General features: G+C 72.1%; 15 protein-coding genes. 11 read left to right on the plus strand and 4 right to left on the minus strand.

Annotated features, from left to right (window positions below; all coding sequences use genetic code 11):
• Nucleotides 1-21: 21 nt before the first annotated feature.
• Nucleotides 22-1,293 carry an MFS transporter gene (locus ABD285_RS06530; RefSeq protein WP_344201224.1) on the minus strand — a complete coding sequence of 424 codons (1,272 nt, stop codon included), beginning with the start codon at nt 1,291-1,293 and terminating at the stop codon, nt 22-24.
• Between the two features lie 87 nt (nt 1,294-1,380).
• Between ABD285_RS06530 and ABD285_RS06535 the strand changes: the two genes are divergently transcribed.
• Nucleotides 1,381-1,968: a PadR family transcriptional regulator gene (locus ABD285_RS06535; RefSeq protein WP_284254454.1), complete on the plus strand. Its 588-nt coding sequence runs from the start codon at nt 1,381-1,383 to the stop codon at nt 1,966-1,968.
• Nucleotides 1,969-2,033: 65 nt separating this feature from the next.
• On the opposite strand, the gene ABD285_RS06540 is transcribed toward ABD285_RS06535, so the two are convergent.
• Nucleotides 2,034-2,951, minus strand: coding sequence for an SseB family protein (locus tag ABD285_RS06540; protein WP_284254455.1), 918 nt, complete (start codon nt 2,949-2,951; stop codon nt 2,034-2,036).
• Between the two features lie 56 nt (nt 2,952-3,007).
• On the minus strand, nt 3,008-7,366 hold the full coding sequence (locus ABD285_RS06545; RefSeq protein ID WP_344201228.1) for an FtsK/SpoIIIE domain-containing protein: 4,359 nt from the start codon (nt 7,364-7,366) through the stop codon (nt 3,008-3,010).
• Nucleotides 7,367-7,454: 88 nt separating this feature from the next.
• Here ABD285_RS06545 and ABD285_RS06550 point away from each other — a divergent pair, with 88 nt between their 5' ends.
• The 8 genes from ABD285_RS06550 (at nt 7,455) to ABD285_RS06585 (ending at nt 12,622) form a co-directional block, all read left to right on the plus strand.
• On the plus strand, nt 7,455-7,754 hold the full coding sequence (locus ABD285_RS06550) for a WXG100 family type VII secretion target (protein WP_284254458.1): 300 nt from the start codon (nt 7,455-7,457) through the stop codon (nt 7,752-7,754).
• Nucleotides 7,755-7,862: 108 nt separating this feature from the next.
• Entirely contained in the window at nt 7,863-8,162 is a 300-nt protein-coding gene (locus ABD285_RS06555; protein ID WP_284254459.1) for a WXG100 family type VII secretion target, read from the plus strand.
• Nucleotides 8,163-8,173: 11 nt separating this feature from the next.
• Nucleotides 8,174-8,503, plus strand: coding sequence for a WXG100 family type VII secretion target (locus tag ABD285_RS06560; RefSeq protein WP_284254460.1), 330 nt, complete (start codon nt 8,174-8,176; stop codon nt 8,501-8,503).
• Entirely contained in the window at nt 8,503-10,236 is a 1,734-nt protein-coding gene (locus ABD285_RS06565; protein WP_344201232.1) for a putative T7SS-secreted protein, read from the plus strand. Before ABD285_RS06560 ends, ABD285_RS06565 begins: the two co-directional genes overlap by 1 nt.
• On the plus strand, nt 10,233-10,817 hold the full coding sequence (locus ABD285_RS06570; RefSeq protein ID WP_344201235.1) for a hypothetical protein: 585 nt from the start codon (nt 10,233-10,235) through the stop codon (nt 10,815-10,817). The genes ABD285_RS06565 and ABD285_RS06570 overlap by 4 nt, the downstream gene beginning before the upstream one ends.
• Nucleotides 10,814-11,503, plus strand: coding sequence for an enhanced serine sensitivity protein SseB C-terminal domain-containing protein (locus tag ABD285_RS06575; protein WP_284254463.1), 690 nt, complete (start codon nt 10,814-10,816; stop codon nt 11,501-11,503). Before ABD285_RS06570 ends, ABD285_RS06575 begins: the two co-directional genes overlap by 4 nt.
• Nucleotides 11,503-12,114: a hypothetical protein gene (locus tag ABD285_RS06580; RefSeq protein WP_284254464.1), complete on the plus strand. Its 612-nt coding sequence runs from the start codon at nt 11,503-11,505 to the stop codon at nt 12,112-12,114. The genes ABD285_RS06575 and ABD285_RS06580 overlap by 1 nt, the downstream gene beginning before the upstream one ends.
• A gap of 124 nt (nt 12,115-12,238) precedes the next feature.
• Entirely contained in the window at nt 12,239-12,622 is a 384-nt protein-coding gene (locus tag ABD285_RS06585) for a hypothetical protein (RefSeq protein ID WP_284254466.1), read from the plus strand.
• A 10-nt stretch (nt 12,623-12,632) separates the two neighbouring features.
• Here the strand turns inward: ABD285_RS06585 and ABD285_RS06590 are convergent, their stop codons facing one another.
• A complete protein-coding gene (locus ABD285_RS06590; RefSeq protein ID WP_284254467.1) occupies nt 12,633-13,355 on the minus strand; it encodes an oxygenase MpaB family protein in 723 nt (240 codons plus the stop codon).
• 188 nt (nt 13,356-13,543) lie between these two features.
• On the opposite strand from ABD285_RS06590, the gene sucC reads away from it, so the two are divergent.
• Nucleotides 13,544-14,707, plus strand: coding sequence for an ADP-forming succinate--CoA ligase subunit beta (gene sucC, locus ABD285_RS06595; RefSeq protein ID WP_284254468.1), 1,164 nt, complete (start codon nt 13,544-13,546; stop codon nt 14,705-14,707).
• A gap of 13 nt (nt 14,708-14,720) precedes the next feature.
• Nucleotides 14,721-15,623, plus strand: coding sequence for a succinate--CoA ligase subunit alpha (sucD, locus tag ABD285_RS06600; protein ID WP_284254470.1), 903 nt, complete (start codon nt 14,721-14,723; stop codon nt 15,621-15,623).
• Nucleotides 15,624-15,685 lie beyond the last annotated feature (62 nt).

Consider the following 15,685-nt stretch of genomic DNA (forward strand, 5'->3'; position numbering starts at 1 on the left):
GACTGACCCGTCGTCGAGGCACTACTCCACGACGGGGTTCGACGCCGTGTCGACGACCTGGATCGTCGCCGTGACCGGAGCCGGCATCCGGCGCCCGCGCGCCAGCACGACGACGAGCAGCGCGGCGGCGACGACGAGGATCCCGACCGCGCCGAACGCCACGGCGCCGCTCACGCCGAGCGCGCCCGCGAGCAGGCCCATCAGGATGCCGCTGCCGGCCTGGAAGCCGTTGGACGTCATCCCGGCGGCGCCCACGAACCGTCCGCGGCGCTCGGGCGGCGCGGTGAGCTGCACGATCGTGGTGGAGGTCGACGACGTGATCAGGCTGCCCGCGCCCGCGACGAAGAGGGCGACGATCGACAGCGCATAGCTGTGCGAGAACGCGAAGACGAGGATCGACAGGGCGTACGCGATGGCCGTCGTGATCACGACGCGGACGCTCGCCCGAATGCGCCCGATCGCCTCGAGTGTGATGCCCGAGACGAGCGCGCCGGCGGCCATCGAGGAGATGAGCACGGCATAGCCCGCCCCGTCCGGGACGCCGAGGGTGCCGCCGAACTCGGGCAGCAGGGGCATGAGCGCTGCGCCGATGAACAGGGCCACCGCCCCCTGCAGGATCATCACGATCAGGATCGCCGGATATTTCGGCACATCGCGCAGCACCGAGATGATGTCGCTCCAGTGCGCCGCCGCGCGACGTCCGGCATCCCGCACATGCCCGGTCATCGGCGTGATGAAGAGGTACGTGATGAACGGCAGGTACATGAGCACGTTGAGGAAGATCGCGACCGTCGGGCCGACCGTGGTCAGCAGCAGCGCGCCGATCGCGGGGCCGACGAGCTGGCCGAGGGTCAGGCCCGTCGCCATGAGGCGCACCGCGCTCGGCACGCCCTCCGGCCCGACCATGTCGTAGAGCATCAACTGGTCGGGCGCCTTCCAGATGGCGCTCGCGAAGCCGTGCACGAGCAAGAGGGCGACGCACTCCCAGGGCTGGAGCGAGTTCGTGGCGAACAGCACGCCCCATCCGACGGACGCCGTGATGAACAGCAGCCCCGAGACCTGCACGAGCCGGCGGCAGTCGAACCGGTCGGCGAGACCGCCGAGCGGGATCGAGAAGAAGAGGTGGGGCAACCAGTGGGTCAGCACGGCGAGCCCCGCCAGGATCGGCGAGTGGAACGTCTGCCACATCACCCAGTAGGTGATGGCGTGCTCCATGTTGTCGCCGCCCATCATGAGCGACCCCCCGGCCCAGTAGCCCTTGTACCAGGGGGCGCGGAGGGCGACGAATCTCACCGGGTAAGCCTAGGGGCTGAGCGCTTGACAGGTCAGCGATATATCGCTTACTATCGCTACAGGTTTTCACGACGAAGGAGAAACACCATGAAGAACCGACACTTCCCTCCCGGATTCGACGGCCGCGCACACCGCGGCGGTCACGGCCCGTTCGGCGGCGAGGGCTTCGACCCCGGCTTCGACCCCCGCGGCATGGGCTACATGCGTAACGAGTTCGCCCGGGCGTGGGGCGGTCCGCGCGCCCGCCGGGGCGACGTCCGGATGGCGATCATCGCCCTCCTGAACGAGGCGCCTGCCAGCGGCTACGGCCTCATCAAGGCGATCGCGGAGCGCACCGAGCACGCCTGGCGTCCCAGCCCGGGCTCCGTCTACCCGACCCTGCAGCAGCTGGTCGACGAAGGTCTGGCGGTTCAGCCGTCCGGCCCCGGCAAGGGCGACTACGAGCTCACGGACGACGGCCGCGCCTACGCGGCGGAGCACGAGGAGGCGATTGCGAACGTCTTCGCGCAGCCCACCGGGTTCCCGGGCCCCGACCGCGAGTTCCTGCAGAGCATCGGCCGCCTCTTCGACGCGGTGAAGCAGTTCCCCCGCACGGCGACGCCCGAGCAGCGGAAGGCCGCCACCGAGAAGATGGACGAGCTGCGGCGCGAGCTGTACCGCATCCTGGCCGACTGACCTGGACGCATCGAGAGGGCGGGGGCAGCTGATGCTCTCCGCCCTCTCCGTGTTCGTCCTGCGGGTCAGGCGCGACGTCGGCCGAACAGACCGCGGCGGCGGCCCTCCTCGGCCGCGGGCGCCCCAGACGTCGGAGGCTCGGGTGTCGGGGCCCCGGCCCCGGGATCCGGCGGCATCGGCCGCTCGGCCATCGTGGCCATCAGCCGCAGGCCCTCGGCGCTGAGCGCCAGCTGGTCGGGACGCTGCGGATTGATGATGAGGCTCGCGCCGTCGGGGAGCCGATGCACGAGTTCGCCCCCGGTGGTCTCCAGCACGTGGGCGGCGGTGAACTCGCCCAACTGGTCGCGATCGGTGAACACGGCGAGGAGCCGTCCGTCGTCCGGGCCGAAGGTGTAGCAGGCGTCGAGGTCGATCGGGCCCTCGAGCGGTCGGGAGCTGGGCACGACGACGGCAGCCGGCCAGAGTGTCGCCGCGAAGCGCAGGATCTCCACACCGGTGATGCCGTCGACGCCGGTCGCGGCGATCGCGCTCTCGAGCTCGTGCGGTGCGCGGGCCGCTCGTGCGTCGGCCGTGGCATGCCGCGCTCGGGCCAGCGCCCGCATGTCCTCGACGCCGGCGCTCTTCACGGCGACGGCCAGCGTCGGATCGCTCCCGGGGTTGACGGTGATCCCCTGCGTCGTGAGACCGAGTGCCGACTCGCCCGAGGTCACCAGCATCCACGGGTGCGCCCTGCCGACGTCCTCCGGGACGCGATCCTCGTCGGTGAAGACGACGAGGTAGCCCTCGCCCTCCGCGCCGCCGAGGCCGAACAGGCGCGCGCCGTCGAGAGTCCCGTCCGTGGGGATCTCGGACGCGGACAGCACCCGCACGCGACCTGCGAGGAACGCCCGCTGCAGCACTCCCGCGCTCGGATCCTCGCCGGCGTTGAAGCTCCGGATCGCGGCTTCCAGAGGCGTGAGGTCGCGGGCGGGGACGGGGTCCATGCTGCCGACCGTACTCGACCGTGTCGAATGCGCAGGTCCGGGGAATTCGGAGTCGCCTACTGCGGCAGCTGCAGCAGCGTCAGCTCGCCGTCGCCGAGGTTCGCGAGTCCGCGACCCGGCTGCACGCCGCTGCCGATGCTCGAGCGCGCGAGGCGCGCCCCGACGAGGTCGCCGTCCGTGATGTTCTGCGGGCTGAGCAGGATCCCGCGGCGCCCCTTGCGCACCTCGACCTGCCAGCCGCTGAACCCGGCCGCGACCTCGGCGATGTCGCCGCCGAGCACGATGCCCACGCCGCGCTCGCGGGCCTCGCGCACGAGGTCGCGCAGCCAGGGCTTGGCCGTGGCGTCGCGCAGCAACTCGCCGTCGTCCACGACGAGCACGCGGTCGCGCACCCCGTCGAAGAGCGGTGCGAGCTCCTCCTCGGTGAGGTCGGACCCGGTCAGCACCGCGACCGCCCCCGGGAGGTCGCGCAGCGGTGACGGCTTCGGCGCCGCCACGACGACCGAGGCGCCGCCCGCGATGAGGGTGGATGCCATGGTCGTCAGCACGGTGGAGCGCCCCGACTTCGGCGGCCCCGCCACGATGAACGTCGACCCCTCGCCGAGGAGGTCCACCCCGCGCCCGCGGAGTTCGTCGCCGCCGACGCCGACCAGCGCCCAGCCGCGCCGGTTGCGCTCGGGACCGGTGCGCTCGAGCGCGTCGGCGATCGTGAGCGTCGTGGGCAGCACATCGATGCGGAACGGGCGGCGGTCCTCGGGCATGCCGGCATCCCGCCGGGTCGCCTGGGCCGCGATCGCCCGGAGAGCCATCGCCTGCGAGGCGCCGGTGGTGTCGGCGTTGAGCACCGCGAGCTGCACCTCGATGCCGCTCCCGGCGCGGAACGCGCGCCCCGCCGCGAGCTCGTCCGGCATCGACCGGGGGTTCAGCCCCGCGAGCGAGTAGTCGGTGCGATCGGTGAGGCGCAGCACGAGCTTCTCGTCGACGAACGTCGAGATGCGCCCCGAGAGCAGCTGCCGGTCGCCGCTCATGACCACGTGGATGCCGGCGCTCGCCCCCTCGCGCAGGAGCAGCTGCACCTGATCGACGAGCGCGCCTGCATCGACGTTGCCGAGACTCGCGATGAAGCCCTCCCAGAGGTCGACGAGCAGAACGATGTGCGGCATCCGCTCGGCCGACGGCACGGTGCGGCGCTGCTCGGGCAGCGTCGCGTACCCGCTCGCGGCGAGCACGGCCTGGCGCCGGGACAGCTCCGCAAGCAGCCGCGCGAGCAGGCGCTGCACCCGCTCGGTCTGGTGCCGCTGCGCGATCGCGCCGGCGTGCGGGAAGTCGGCGAGCGGCAGCAGCGCGCCGTTGCCGCAGTCGATGCCGTAGAGGTGCAGGTCGCTCGCGCGCAGCTTCGCGGCGAGCACCGCGCCGATGGTGCGCAGGGCCTGGCTGCGCCCGGACCGCGCGGCGCCGACGACGAAGAGGTGGCCGAACGCGTCGAGGTCGATCGCGGCCGCCTGCTGCAGCTGCTCGTCGGGCAGGTCCTCGAGGCCGTAGGCGATGAGCGGCTTCGGCGCCGGATGCCCGGCCCACAGCTGCTCGACCGTGAGCAGCTCCGGCAGCGGCGGCAGCCACGGGCGGCGCGGCGCCGGGATGCCGGCGGCGCCCGCGGCGGCCCGGATCGCGCCGACCAGCGCGCGCAGATCGGTGTCGTCGGCATCCCCGGGCCCGCGATCCTCCGACGGCGGCTGCGGCTCGGGATCGGCGAGCTCGGCGAACGAGACGGCGCGCACGAACGGCGCGGCCGGGCCCGACGAGACGCTCCCCGGCCGACGACCGCCGACGCGCGCGGTCTGGAAGGGCACGAGCGACGCCGCCCCGAGCCGCACGTAGGCGCGGCCGGGGGTGCCCTGCCCGATGCGGGCGGCATCCGGCGCGTCGATCACGTCCGAGCTCTCGGCCGTGTCGGTGACGCGCAGCGCGATCCGCAGGTTGGTGTTCGCGCGGATCTCGGGCGAGACCACGCCGCTCGGCCGCTGCGTCGCGAGCACGAGGTGGATGCCGAGCGACCGGCCGCGCTGCGCGATGTTGACGAGGCCGCGCACGAAGTCCGGCAGCTCGCGCGCCAGCGAGGCGAACTCGTCGATCACGATCACGAGCCGCGCGATCGGGGTGAGGGTGGGGGTGCGGCCGCGCAGGTCGAGGTAGTCCTCGAGATCCTTGGCACCCGCGACGGCGAGCAGCTGCTCGCGGGTGCGCAGCTCCGCGCCGAGCGACTCGAGCGCGCGTTCGACCAGGTGCGCGTCGAGGTCGGTCACCATGCCGACGGTGTGCGGCAGGTCGACGCAGTCCTTGAAGGCGGCGCCGCCCTTGTAGTCCACGAGCACGAAGTTCATCTCGTCGGGCCGGTTGGCGACGGCGAGCGTCGCGACGAGGGTCTGCAGCAGCTCGCTCTTGCCGGATCCGGTGGTGCCGGCGATGAGAGCGTGCGGTCCGTCGGCGCGCAGGTCGATCGAGAAGGGACCGTCGATCGACTCGCCGATGACCGCCGTCGTCGAGCGCGGCGAGAGCAGCCAGCCCGCCTCGATGTCGTCGGCGGTCGGCGGCTCGAGACGCAGCACGTCGAGCAGGCGGCTCGAAGCGGGAATCGTGCCGTCGTCGCCCTGCGGGCTCGCGTCGCGGATCGGAGCGACCGCGCGCGCGACGCGATCGAACCAGCCGTCGTCGACGAGGTCCGGCCGGATGCCGGAGAGCACGTCGACCCGCTGCTGCCGGATCACGACGCCCTCGGGCTCCACGATCGCGACGGCGGTGCACTCCTCCGGCAAGAGCCGCTCCTCGGAGTCGACGCAGATGCTGTAGATGCCGACCGCGGGACCCTCCTTGAGGATCTGCACGAAGCCGGGCATGCTGCGCAGCCGTCGCGCACCGTCGATCACCACGACGACCTCGTCGCCGGTCCAGCGGTCGCCGCGGCCGAGCGCCGCGCGGCGGGCGGCGATGAGCGCGCCGAGCTCGGCGATCCGCCGGGCGGTGCTCGCCGCGGTCACGCCGATCGTGGCCATGGTGTCCTGTCCGAACCCGGGCCGGGTGTGCGGCAGCCAGCCGATCCAGCCCCAGGCGTCGCGCCCCGCCGAGTCCGTGAGCAGGTAGACGCGCACGTCGCGCGGGCTCTGCAGCACGCCGATCTGCGCGACCGCCCACTGCGCGAGCCGGCGCGGCCGGTCGCCCCATCCGGCGATCCCGATGACGCCGCGCTCCGCGAGCTGCACGACGGCCGGCGCGTCGCGCGCGTCCCAGGTCACCCGGCGGCGGTGCTCGAGCTGCTCCGGGTCGTCGAGCGTGACCCGCGAGGGCTGCGTGGCCGTGCCGAGGCGCAGCCGCAGGTGGTCCGGATCGGCGCCGCGCCGCTCCCAGAGCCGCGGCAGCGGGCGCGTGGCGATCTCCGCGAGGGCGGCGGCATCCGGTGACGAGCGCAGCAGCTCGGTGCGCTCCTGCACGAGCGCCTCCTGCGCCTCCGCCTCGATCGTCTCCTTGTGCTCGCGGTAGGCGGCCAGCTGGGCGCGCTTCGAGGTGCGCCCGCGACGCTTGCTGGTCACGTGGTTGACGACCATGATCAGCGGCGACAGGCCGGCGATCAGCAGGAAGAAGTAGCTGTGGAAGACGATCGCCGAGCCGGCGGCCATCGCGAGCGGCGTGAGCGCAGCCAGGATCGGCAACGGCCGGGCCGGCATCTCGGGCGGCGGCGCGGGCAGCCGCAGCGCGGTGGCGGACTCGGGCGGCAGGATGCGCGGGGGTCGGTTGTAGTCGAGGCCGGCGCCGTCGGCCGAGGGCTGCAGCGCCGCGTCGCCGAGGTCCGGTGCGGCGAGCTCGATGAGACGGCCGGCCAGCTCGATCTGACCGCCGAGCGGCCACGGCACGGCCTCGGGGTTGATCGGCGCTCCGTCGAGGAGCGCGGTCGTGGTCTCGGCGGCCGCGCGGACCGTGACCGCGTCGGCGGTCTCGATGTCGACCACCAGCTCGATGGGCCGGACCCGGATGCCGTCGTCGATCCGCAGGCCGGCATCGGGAGCCGACCCGATCGTGATCGACCCGCGCCACGCAGGCGCCACGGCCCCGGCATCGGGGCCCGACACGATCCGCAGCTCGACGAGCGAGTCCGTCGACCCGTCGTCGGCTGTCGTGAGCTCTCCGCGCGGACCGATCACGACGACGCTGCCATCGCGCAGTCCGGCCGCATCGAGCTCGTCGGTGACGGGCACGAACCGGCCGTCGACGACGGCCGCGAGCGGACCTCGCTGCAGGTCGGCGGCGGCGACGCCGGCCAGCTCCGGCAGCACCTCGTCGAGGCGCACGGAGCCGTCGGCCTCGACGAGCACGCGCTCCCTCGAGCCCCCTCGCGCGCCGGACACCGTCACGAGCGCACGCATGCCGCGAGTCTAGGGCGGCGGGCGGAGTGATCCTCGGGGCCTGGGGAGAGCCGTTCCGAGCGATGCTCGGCACGAGTAGCCTGACGGCATGCCTCTCGACATCGACTACGGCAAGATGCACGACCTCGCCGCTGCGATGAAGACCGCGCAGACCGACATCGAGTCGCAGGTGGCCGGCCTGCAGCGTCAGGTCGACGACCTCGTCGCCGAGGGCTTCATCACCGACACGTCGTCACCCGAGTTCGCCTCGGTCTACAAGGAGCTGAACGACGGCATCACCAAGACGGTCGGCGGCATGCACGGGCTCGCGACCTTCTTGACCAAGGCGGCGGACAACTTCCAGGAGACCGACCACAAGCTCGGCAAGAGCCTGAAGGACAACGGCTGACCCTGGGGATATCCGGGTTGCGGTCGCGCCGCCACCGGCTAGCCTGGGGAAGGGGTTGATTCCTCGACTTCTGCTCACTCGTCGTTCCAGCGCAAGGAGATCACCACCATGGCCCTCGACGTCAACGTCAGCTACGACCACCTCGAGACCGTCGCCAAGAGCCTGACCTCGGGCCAGGGCGAGATCGAGTCGCAGCTCATGAACCTCAAGAAGCAGGTCGACGAGCTCGTCAACTCCGGCTTCGTGACCGACGCGTCGTCGAAGGCGTTCGAGGCCTCCTACGCGGAGTTCAACGACGGCATCTCGAAGACCGTCAACGGGCTCGAGGGCCTCTCCGGCTTCCTCACCAAGGCGGCCAGCACCTTCCGCGACTCCGACCAGGGTCTCGCGCAGGGCCTCAAGGGCTGACGCCCTGATCGATGGCCGACCACCTCAAGGTCGATAGCGGCGCGCTGCGGGAGCTCTCCGGTCAGCTCTCGAAGATCGCGACCGACATCGACGGCACCCAGGACGCGTTCTACGGCGCGTATCTCGACATCGGATCCGACCCGGTCGTCGACGCCCTCGAGGACTTCGAGCGCACCTGGGACGTCGGCCGCAAGCGCATCCACGACGACATCGACGCCCTGGGCTCGATGCTCTCCGACTCGGCCGACACCTACGACTCGACCGATCAGCAGATCGCGAAGGCGCTGACCAGCCACGACGACGCGGGCACCGGGTCCGGCGCCGGGAAGCACGCCGAGTGATGGTGCGGCCGAGCGATTGGTATCTCGTCGATCTCGACGTGGATCCGACTCCGGGGGATGCGTTCGGCATCCGGCAGGTGGCGCAGAAGTACACGGACATCGCCTACGTCGCGGCGAATGCGGCGAGTGTGGTGCGGGGGATGCGCGCCTCGCACTCGGCGGAGGCGTGGGTCGGCGACGCGGGCTCGGTGTTCCGCTCCGAGACGGATCGGATGCCGGGCGAGCTGTCGAAGGCGGACGACTCGTACTCGCTCGTCGCGGCCGCGTTGGGCGTGTGGGCGTCAGCGTTGGAGGATGCGCAGTCGCAGGCGGATCGCGGGCTGGCGCAGGCGCGCGATGCGCACGCGGATCTGCAGTCGGCGCAGTCGGCGTATGACGACGCGCGCGGCAGCTGGTCGACGGCGCACGCGCAGCAGTTGTCGCAGCAGAAGCTGCAGAAGAAGTATCAGGACGTGCCGCCGCCGGACGGGGTGAGCATGCCGACCGATGCGCAGCTGCGGGCGACGAGCCGGAACATGTCGCAGTCGCAGTCGTCGATGGACGCGGCGAGCGCGCAGGTCGCGTCGGCCAATGCCCGTTTGGAGGCCGCGAAGCGTCTGGTGATGGAGGCGAAGGCGGCCCGCGATGACGCGGAGAAGGCCGCGGTGACCTCGATCACGGACGCGAAGGGCGCGGCGGTCAAGCCCTCGAGCGTGTGGGAGGCGATCCAGGACTCGGCGGCGTGGCAGGCGGTCGTGGAGATCGCGACGGTGGTGCTGACGATCGTGTCGATCGTGGCGATCTTCGTCGGCGGTCCGCTCGTGTGGGCGCTGGTGCTGGCCGCGACGGCCTTGCTGGTGATCAACGCGCTGCTGACCATCGCTCAGGGCGGCAACGCCTGGGGTGACCTGCTCATGCTCGCCATCGGCCTCATCCCCGGCGGCAAGGTCATCGCCCTGCTCGGCACGGCGGCGCACGTCGCGGGCGCCCTGACCGCCGTCGCAGCCGTGGCCCGCGTGGGCGAGCGGCTCCTGCCCGCGGTGACGCGTGCGGGCGCGGCGATCTCGCGGGTCGCCGACGGCGTCCGTTCGGCGACCGGTGCCCTCCAGGCGGTCGTGCGGCCGATCACCCAGGCCGGCCTGGGGTCCGGACGCGGCGCCATGGCCGTCCGCGTGGCGATGCATGCCGTGTCCGGGGGCAAGTTCACCGACGAGGGCAACATCATCGTCAAGCACTGGAGCGCGATCGAGCACGGACCGCTGAGCGGCGGCTCGGACGCGGTCGCCGACACCTTCCGGTCCTCGACCTACAACCAGGTGGTCGTCACCCACGACACGATGCTCAACCGCACGGTCACCGACACGCTCAACGCGAACGGCGACTACGTCCAGCAGGCGGGCGGCGGGTTCTGGAGCCACCACGAGTCGGGCGGCACGCTGTCGTCGCAGCTCGGGTTCGCGCTCAAGCCCGAATGGAACATGACCAATCCCGGCGACCTGCACGCGCTGCACAAGGCCCTGCCGCAGGCGACGCACAACGTGCAGGTCACGATCCCGCACGGGTCGACCATCTTCGAGGGACCGGCGGGGGAGCAGATCAGCACGGGCCTCGGCCGGATCGACGGCGGCAGGGTCTCCAACATCTTCCCCGGGCGCCTCCCGGGCGGCGAGCAGCAGGTGTACCTGACCGGGGCGCTGCGCAGCACGCTCAAGGATCAGCTCGACAACGCGGTCCGGACCCCGATCCTCCCGTGACCTCCGAGCTCGTGGCGACGGACCTGCGCTGGGAGCAGGAGCTCGTGGTGCTGCGGGGCCCGGAGGGCGGCACCGAGCTGTACGCGCAGGCCGAGCGCGGGCTCGGCGTCATCGCGGCGTACACGCACGGGGCTCCGGACCGTCCCGCCGACCGCCGAACGCTGCGGGCGATTGTGGATGCCGTGCCGGACCGCTGGTTCCTGGCGGTCGATCCCGACCCGGCATTCGAGGGCGGCGGAGCGGTGGAGATCGCACCGGGCGACCCGGATCCGCTCGGGATGGCGCCCTCGGCGCCCGATCCGCGCGTGCTCCGCACGGCGTCGATCCGGCTCGTGCCGCCCGGTGCCGGCCGCGTGCGCGACACGACGCTGCTGCACCGCGGGGTCGGCGCCGATGGCCGCGTGTACATCGCGACGTCGGGCGATCGCGCGTGGTGGATCGTCGTCCCGGGGGCGCTCGGCGCCGCGGCGCTCGCGGCGCGGATCCGCGCGACGTTCGGCCCCGTGCCGCATCCCGGGATACTGGTCATCGACGAGGCCGATCTGCCGGCCTCCGTGCGACGGAGGATCGCGGCCCTATGACGTTCCCCTCGAACGACCTCGAGATCGTGCTGCAGGCCGCGTCGCGCGGCGAGACGGGCGTGGAGTCGTTCGTCGACGCGCTCTTCGTCTCGAGCGGGTACTTCCCGGTCGCCGTCGCTCCCGACGGCGGCGCCAGCCTCACGGTGATGACCGTGGGGGATCTGCCGTACGTGTCGATGTTCACGTCGGCGGAGCAGGCGACCGCCGCGGGGGTCACGTCGTCCGTCGCCGAGGCGCCGGTGCGGGAGTTCATGGCGGGCGTGCCGGCGCATCTGGGCATCGCGGTCAACCCGGGTGGCGAGCTCGGCCTTCCGGTCGCGGCCGCGACGGTGCAGCTTCGGCTGGGTCGCGGCTCGATGGTGCCCGCCGGCACGACGATCCGGATCGGCGAGCCCGCCGAGGAGCCGGTCGAGCTGCTCCAGCGGGTGGACGAGGCCTTCCGTGCGCTGCCGGCCGTCCGCAACGCTCGCCGATGCTGGGCGCAGGTCGGGGCCGAGGCCCCCGGACTCGTGCTCGGCGTCGACATCGACCCCGACAATCCCGATGTGCGAGGCTCGGTCATCCGGGCCGTCGGAGCCGCGAACAGCCAACCGGGCATCGCGGTGAACGTGGTGTTCACCAACGACGGCGGCGAGTTCGTCTCATGGATGCGCGAGAACGCCGAGCCGTTCTACACCGAGCCCTGATGGCGACGGTCGCCCCGCCGGATCTGTTCGCGCTCACCGTGCCCGACAGCTGGTTCGAGCTGCCGGTGCGTCCGGGCTCGCGCGACGCCCTCATCCGGATGCTCGTCGAGGAGCGCGTGCGCGCCGTGCCCGAGCTGCGGGAGCATCGCACCGAGCTCGCGAGGATCCTCCGGGGCCAGGCGCGCGACGCGTGGGAGTCCGGCGCCGTGTACTGCGCGTGCTTCGTGACGACGGCCGACGAGCAGCTCATCCCCGGCGCCCTGAGCGTGTCGGTGATCCCGCCGCCCCCGGGCGGCGCAGCCCTCGACACCCTCGTCGACGCGCTGTCCGTGCGCGAGCAGGCGGATGACGGCGAGCCCTTCATGATGCGCGGCGTCGTCGAGATCGAGGGCATCGGCCGCGTCGCACGCGCGCACGGGATCGTCGACGTCGAGGTGCCGGGCGGCCGCGAGCGCGTGCGCACCCTGGTCATGCGCACGTTCGTGCCCGTCGACGGCGAGCGGCTGCTGCTCGTGCAGGGCGCGTCGCCGGCGCTCGACCTCGCCGACGCCCTGTTCGACCTCTTCGACGCGGTCACCTCCACGCTGCGCCTGCTGCCGCGGACGGCCTGATCGTCGACGTGGCGAGCGGTCATGACGCCCCGCCGCACTATCCGGGGAGCCGGTCCGGGGCGCCGACGACGGTCGGTACAGTGAGAAGGTTCCCTCACCTCCGACCCTTTGAGGAGATTCCCCCGTGGCTTCAATGATCGAGTTCGCACTCACCGGTGACCAGGAGGCCGCCAAGAAGGTGGTGCTCGACGCGACCGCGCAGCAGGGCTTCGCCGTGACCGCGCGCGACGCGTGGAACTTCGACCTCGAGCGGGGCAGCAACGGCCTGAGCATCGCGTTCGGAGCACTCGCCGGCAAGAAGTTCTACATGAAGTTCCAGCTGGGGTTCTCGGTCGACGGTGAGGGCAAGCTCGTCGCGCGCCTCTCGCGCGACACCGCGGGCAGCGCGCTGCGCGGTGGGGCGATCGGCGCGAGCCGTGCTGCCAACACCTTCCAGGAGGTCGCCGACGCGATCGGCGCGGCGACGACCCAGGCCGGCATCTTCGGCGGCAACCACACCGTCGGCTGACGGGCCCCGCTCAGAGCGACGCGAGCAGGCGGCGCGCCGGCAGGCTCCGCAGTCGGTACGGCGTGAGGCGCACGAGCATCCGGAGCACGCCCCAGGCGATCCGCGCACGCCCGGGCGCGAACCCGTAGGCCGCCGTGATGGATGCCGGCAGCAGCGTCGGCGTGATCGCCCGCACGAGCGGCATCGCGGCCCGCGCCCACCACGCCATGTGGCGCGGGTGGAGGAGATCGCGGGCGATCGAGCGCGCGTCGTCGCCGACCTCGAGAGCGGCCGCGGCATCCCGCCAATAGGCGTCGAACGCCGTGCGGTCGGCGGGCCAGCGATCGGCCGGCACCTGCAGCACGGTCGCGAGGTCGGCGCTCGCCGCGAGCCCCTCGGCGTCGAGGTCGGCGGGCAGCGGTCCGCGCAGCCGCTCCTGCACCGAGCGGCCGACCTCGTACAGCGTCGCCGCGACCCACAACTGCCGATCGACGTCGCGCGCTCCCGGCACGCCCTCGTGCGCGCGATCGGTGACGGCGGCGACTCGCGCCCGCTGCCGCTCGTCGCCGGCGAGCACGCCGTAGACGAAGGTCAACGTGTGCCGCAGACGGCGCACCGGGTCGTCGCGGAACGCGCTGTGCTCGGCGACGCCGCGCGCCACGACGGGATCGGCGACCTGCAGCAGGATCGCCGCCGCGCCGCCGACGACGATCGCGGCATCCCGCGCGTAGCGATCCATCGCGGGGCTGTGCACCGCTCCAGCGTGACACCGGCGCGAAGATCCCGGGAAGTTTCCTGACCGGCACCCGGCCTCGCGCAGAGACCGCCGGGGTGGCGGGGGTAGAGTCTTCTGCGGCCCAGATGTCTCGATATCGAACTATCTCGGCGTCGAGAGACCATCGGGCGGAACGTTCCCCTCACCCCAATTCAGGGAAGACATACGTGGATCTCTTCGAGTACCAGGCCCGTGATCTGTTCGAGAAGTACGGGGTCCCCGTGCTCGCCGGCATCACCGCCGACACCCCGGCCGAGGCGCGCGCCGCGGCCGAGAAGCTGGGCGGCGTGACGGTCGTCAAGGCGCAGGTCAAGGTCGGCGGTCGCGGCAAGGCCGGCGGCGTCAAGGTCGCCAAGACCCCGGATGACGCCGAGGCGGCCGCGCAGGCGATCCTCGGCATGGACATCAAGGGGCACACGGTGCACCGGGTGATGGTCGCCGCCGGGGCGGACATCACGGAGGAGTTCTACTTCTCGGTGCTGCTCGACCGGGCCAACCGCTCCTACCTCTCGCTGAGCAGCTACGAGGGCGGCATGGAGATCGAGCAGCTCGCCGAGGAGCGCCCCGACGCGCTCGCCCGCGTCGAGGTCGACCCCGAGCAGGGTCTCGACCTCGCGAAGGCCACGGAGATCGCGGTCGCCGCGAAGTTCCCGGCCGAGCTCGTCGACAAGGTCGCCCCGGTCTTCGTGAAGCTGTACGAGGTCTACACGGGCGAGGACGCGACGCTCGTCGAGGTCAACCCGCTCGTGCTGACCGGCGACGGCTCGATCGTCGCCCTCGACGGCAAGGTCTCGCTCGACGACAACGCCGAGTTCCGCCACCCCGAGCACGAGCAGCTCGTCGACACCAGCGCCGCCGACCCGCTCGAGGCCAAGGCCAAGGGGCTCGGCCTGAACTACGTCAAGCTCGACGGCGGGATCGGCATCATCGGCAACGGCGCGGGGCTCGTCATGAGCACCCTGGATGTCGTGGCCTACGCCGGCGAGAAGCACGGCGGCGTGAAGCCGGCCAACTTCCTCGACATCGGCGGCGGGGCATCCGCGACCGTCATGGCGAACGGCCTCGACGTGATCCTCGGCGACGAGCAGGTCAAGAGCGTGTTCGTCAACGTCTTCGGCGGCATCACGTCCTGCGTCGCCGTGGCGGAGGGCATCGTCAAGGCGCTCGAGATCCTCGGCGACACCGCGACCAAGCCGCTCGTCGTGCGGCTCGACGGCAACCAGGTCGAGGAGGGGCGCGCGATCCTCGCGGCCGCCAACAACCCGCTCGTCACCCTGGCCACCACGATGGACGACGGCGCCGACAAGGCCGCCGAGCTGGCCGCGAAGTAAGGACGCGAAGAAGATGTCGATCTACCTGACCAAGAACTCACGCGTCATCGTCCAGGGCATCACCGGCGGCGAGGGCACCAAGCACACGGCGCTCATGCTCAAGGCCGGGACGCAGGTCGTCGGCGGCGTCAACGCCCGCAAGGCCGGCACGACCGTCGAGCACACCGACAAGGACGGCAACCCCGTCAGCCTCCCGGTCTTCGCGACCGTGCAGGAGGCCATGGAGTCCACCGGCGCCGATGTGTCGATCAGCTTCGTGCCGCCCGCCTTCGCGGGCGAGGCGATGATCGAGGCGATCGACGCGGAGATCCCGCTGCTCGTGGTCATCACCGAGGGCATGCCCGTGCAGGACACCGCGCGGGCCTGGGCGCACGCGAAGGCGAAGCGCGGCGTCACCCGGATCATCGGCCCCAACTGCCCCGGCATCATCACGCCCGGCGAGGCGCTGGTCGGGATCACGCCGGCGAACATCACCGGCGCCGGGCCGATCGGCCTCGTGTCCAAGTCCGGCACCCTGACGTACCAGATGATGTACGAGCTCCGGGACCTCGGGTTCTCGACCGCCATCGGCATCGGCGGCGATCCCGTCATCGGCACCACGCACATCGACGCGCTGCGGGCGTTCCAGGACGACCCGGAGACCAAGGCGATCGTGATGATCGGCGAGATCGGCGGCGACGCCGAGGAGCGCGCGGCGGCATTCATCCAGGAGTACGTGACGAAGCCGGTCGTCGGCTACGTCGCCGGCTTCACCGCGCCCGAGGGCAAGACGATGGGCCACGCCGGCGCGATCGTCTCGTCGGGCGCGGGCACCGCGCAGGGCAAGAAGGAGGCCCTCGAGGCCGCCGGGGTCAAGGTCGGCAAGACGCCGAGCGAGACCGCCCAGCTCATGCGCGAGATCATCGCCGGGCTCTAGATGTACCGGGCCATGACTTTGGTGCCGTTGCGGGTCTTGTGAAACGGGAGGACCTCCGGGCT

Origin of the sequence: Pseudolysinimonas kribbensis, from assembly GCF_039531715.1 — a bacterium.
Taxonomy (GTDB): domain Bacteria; phylum Actinomycetota; class Actinomycetes; order Actinomycetales; family Microbacteriaceae; genus Pseudolysinimonas; species Pseudolysinimonas kribbensis.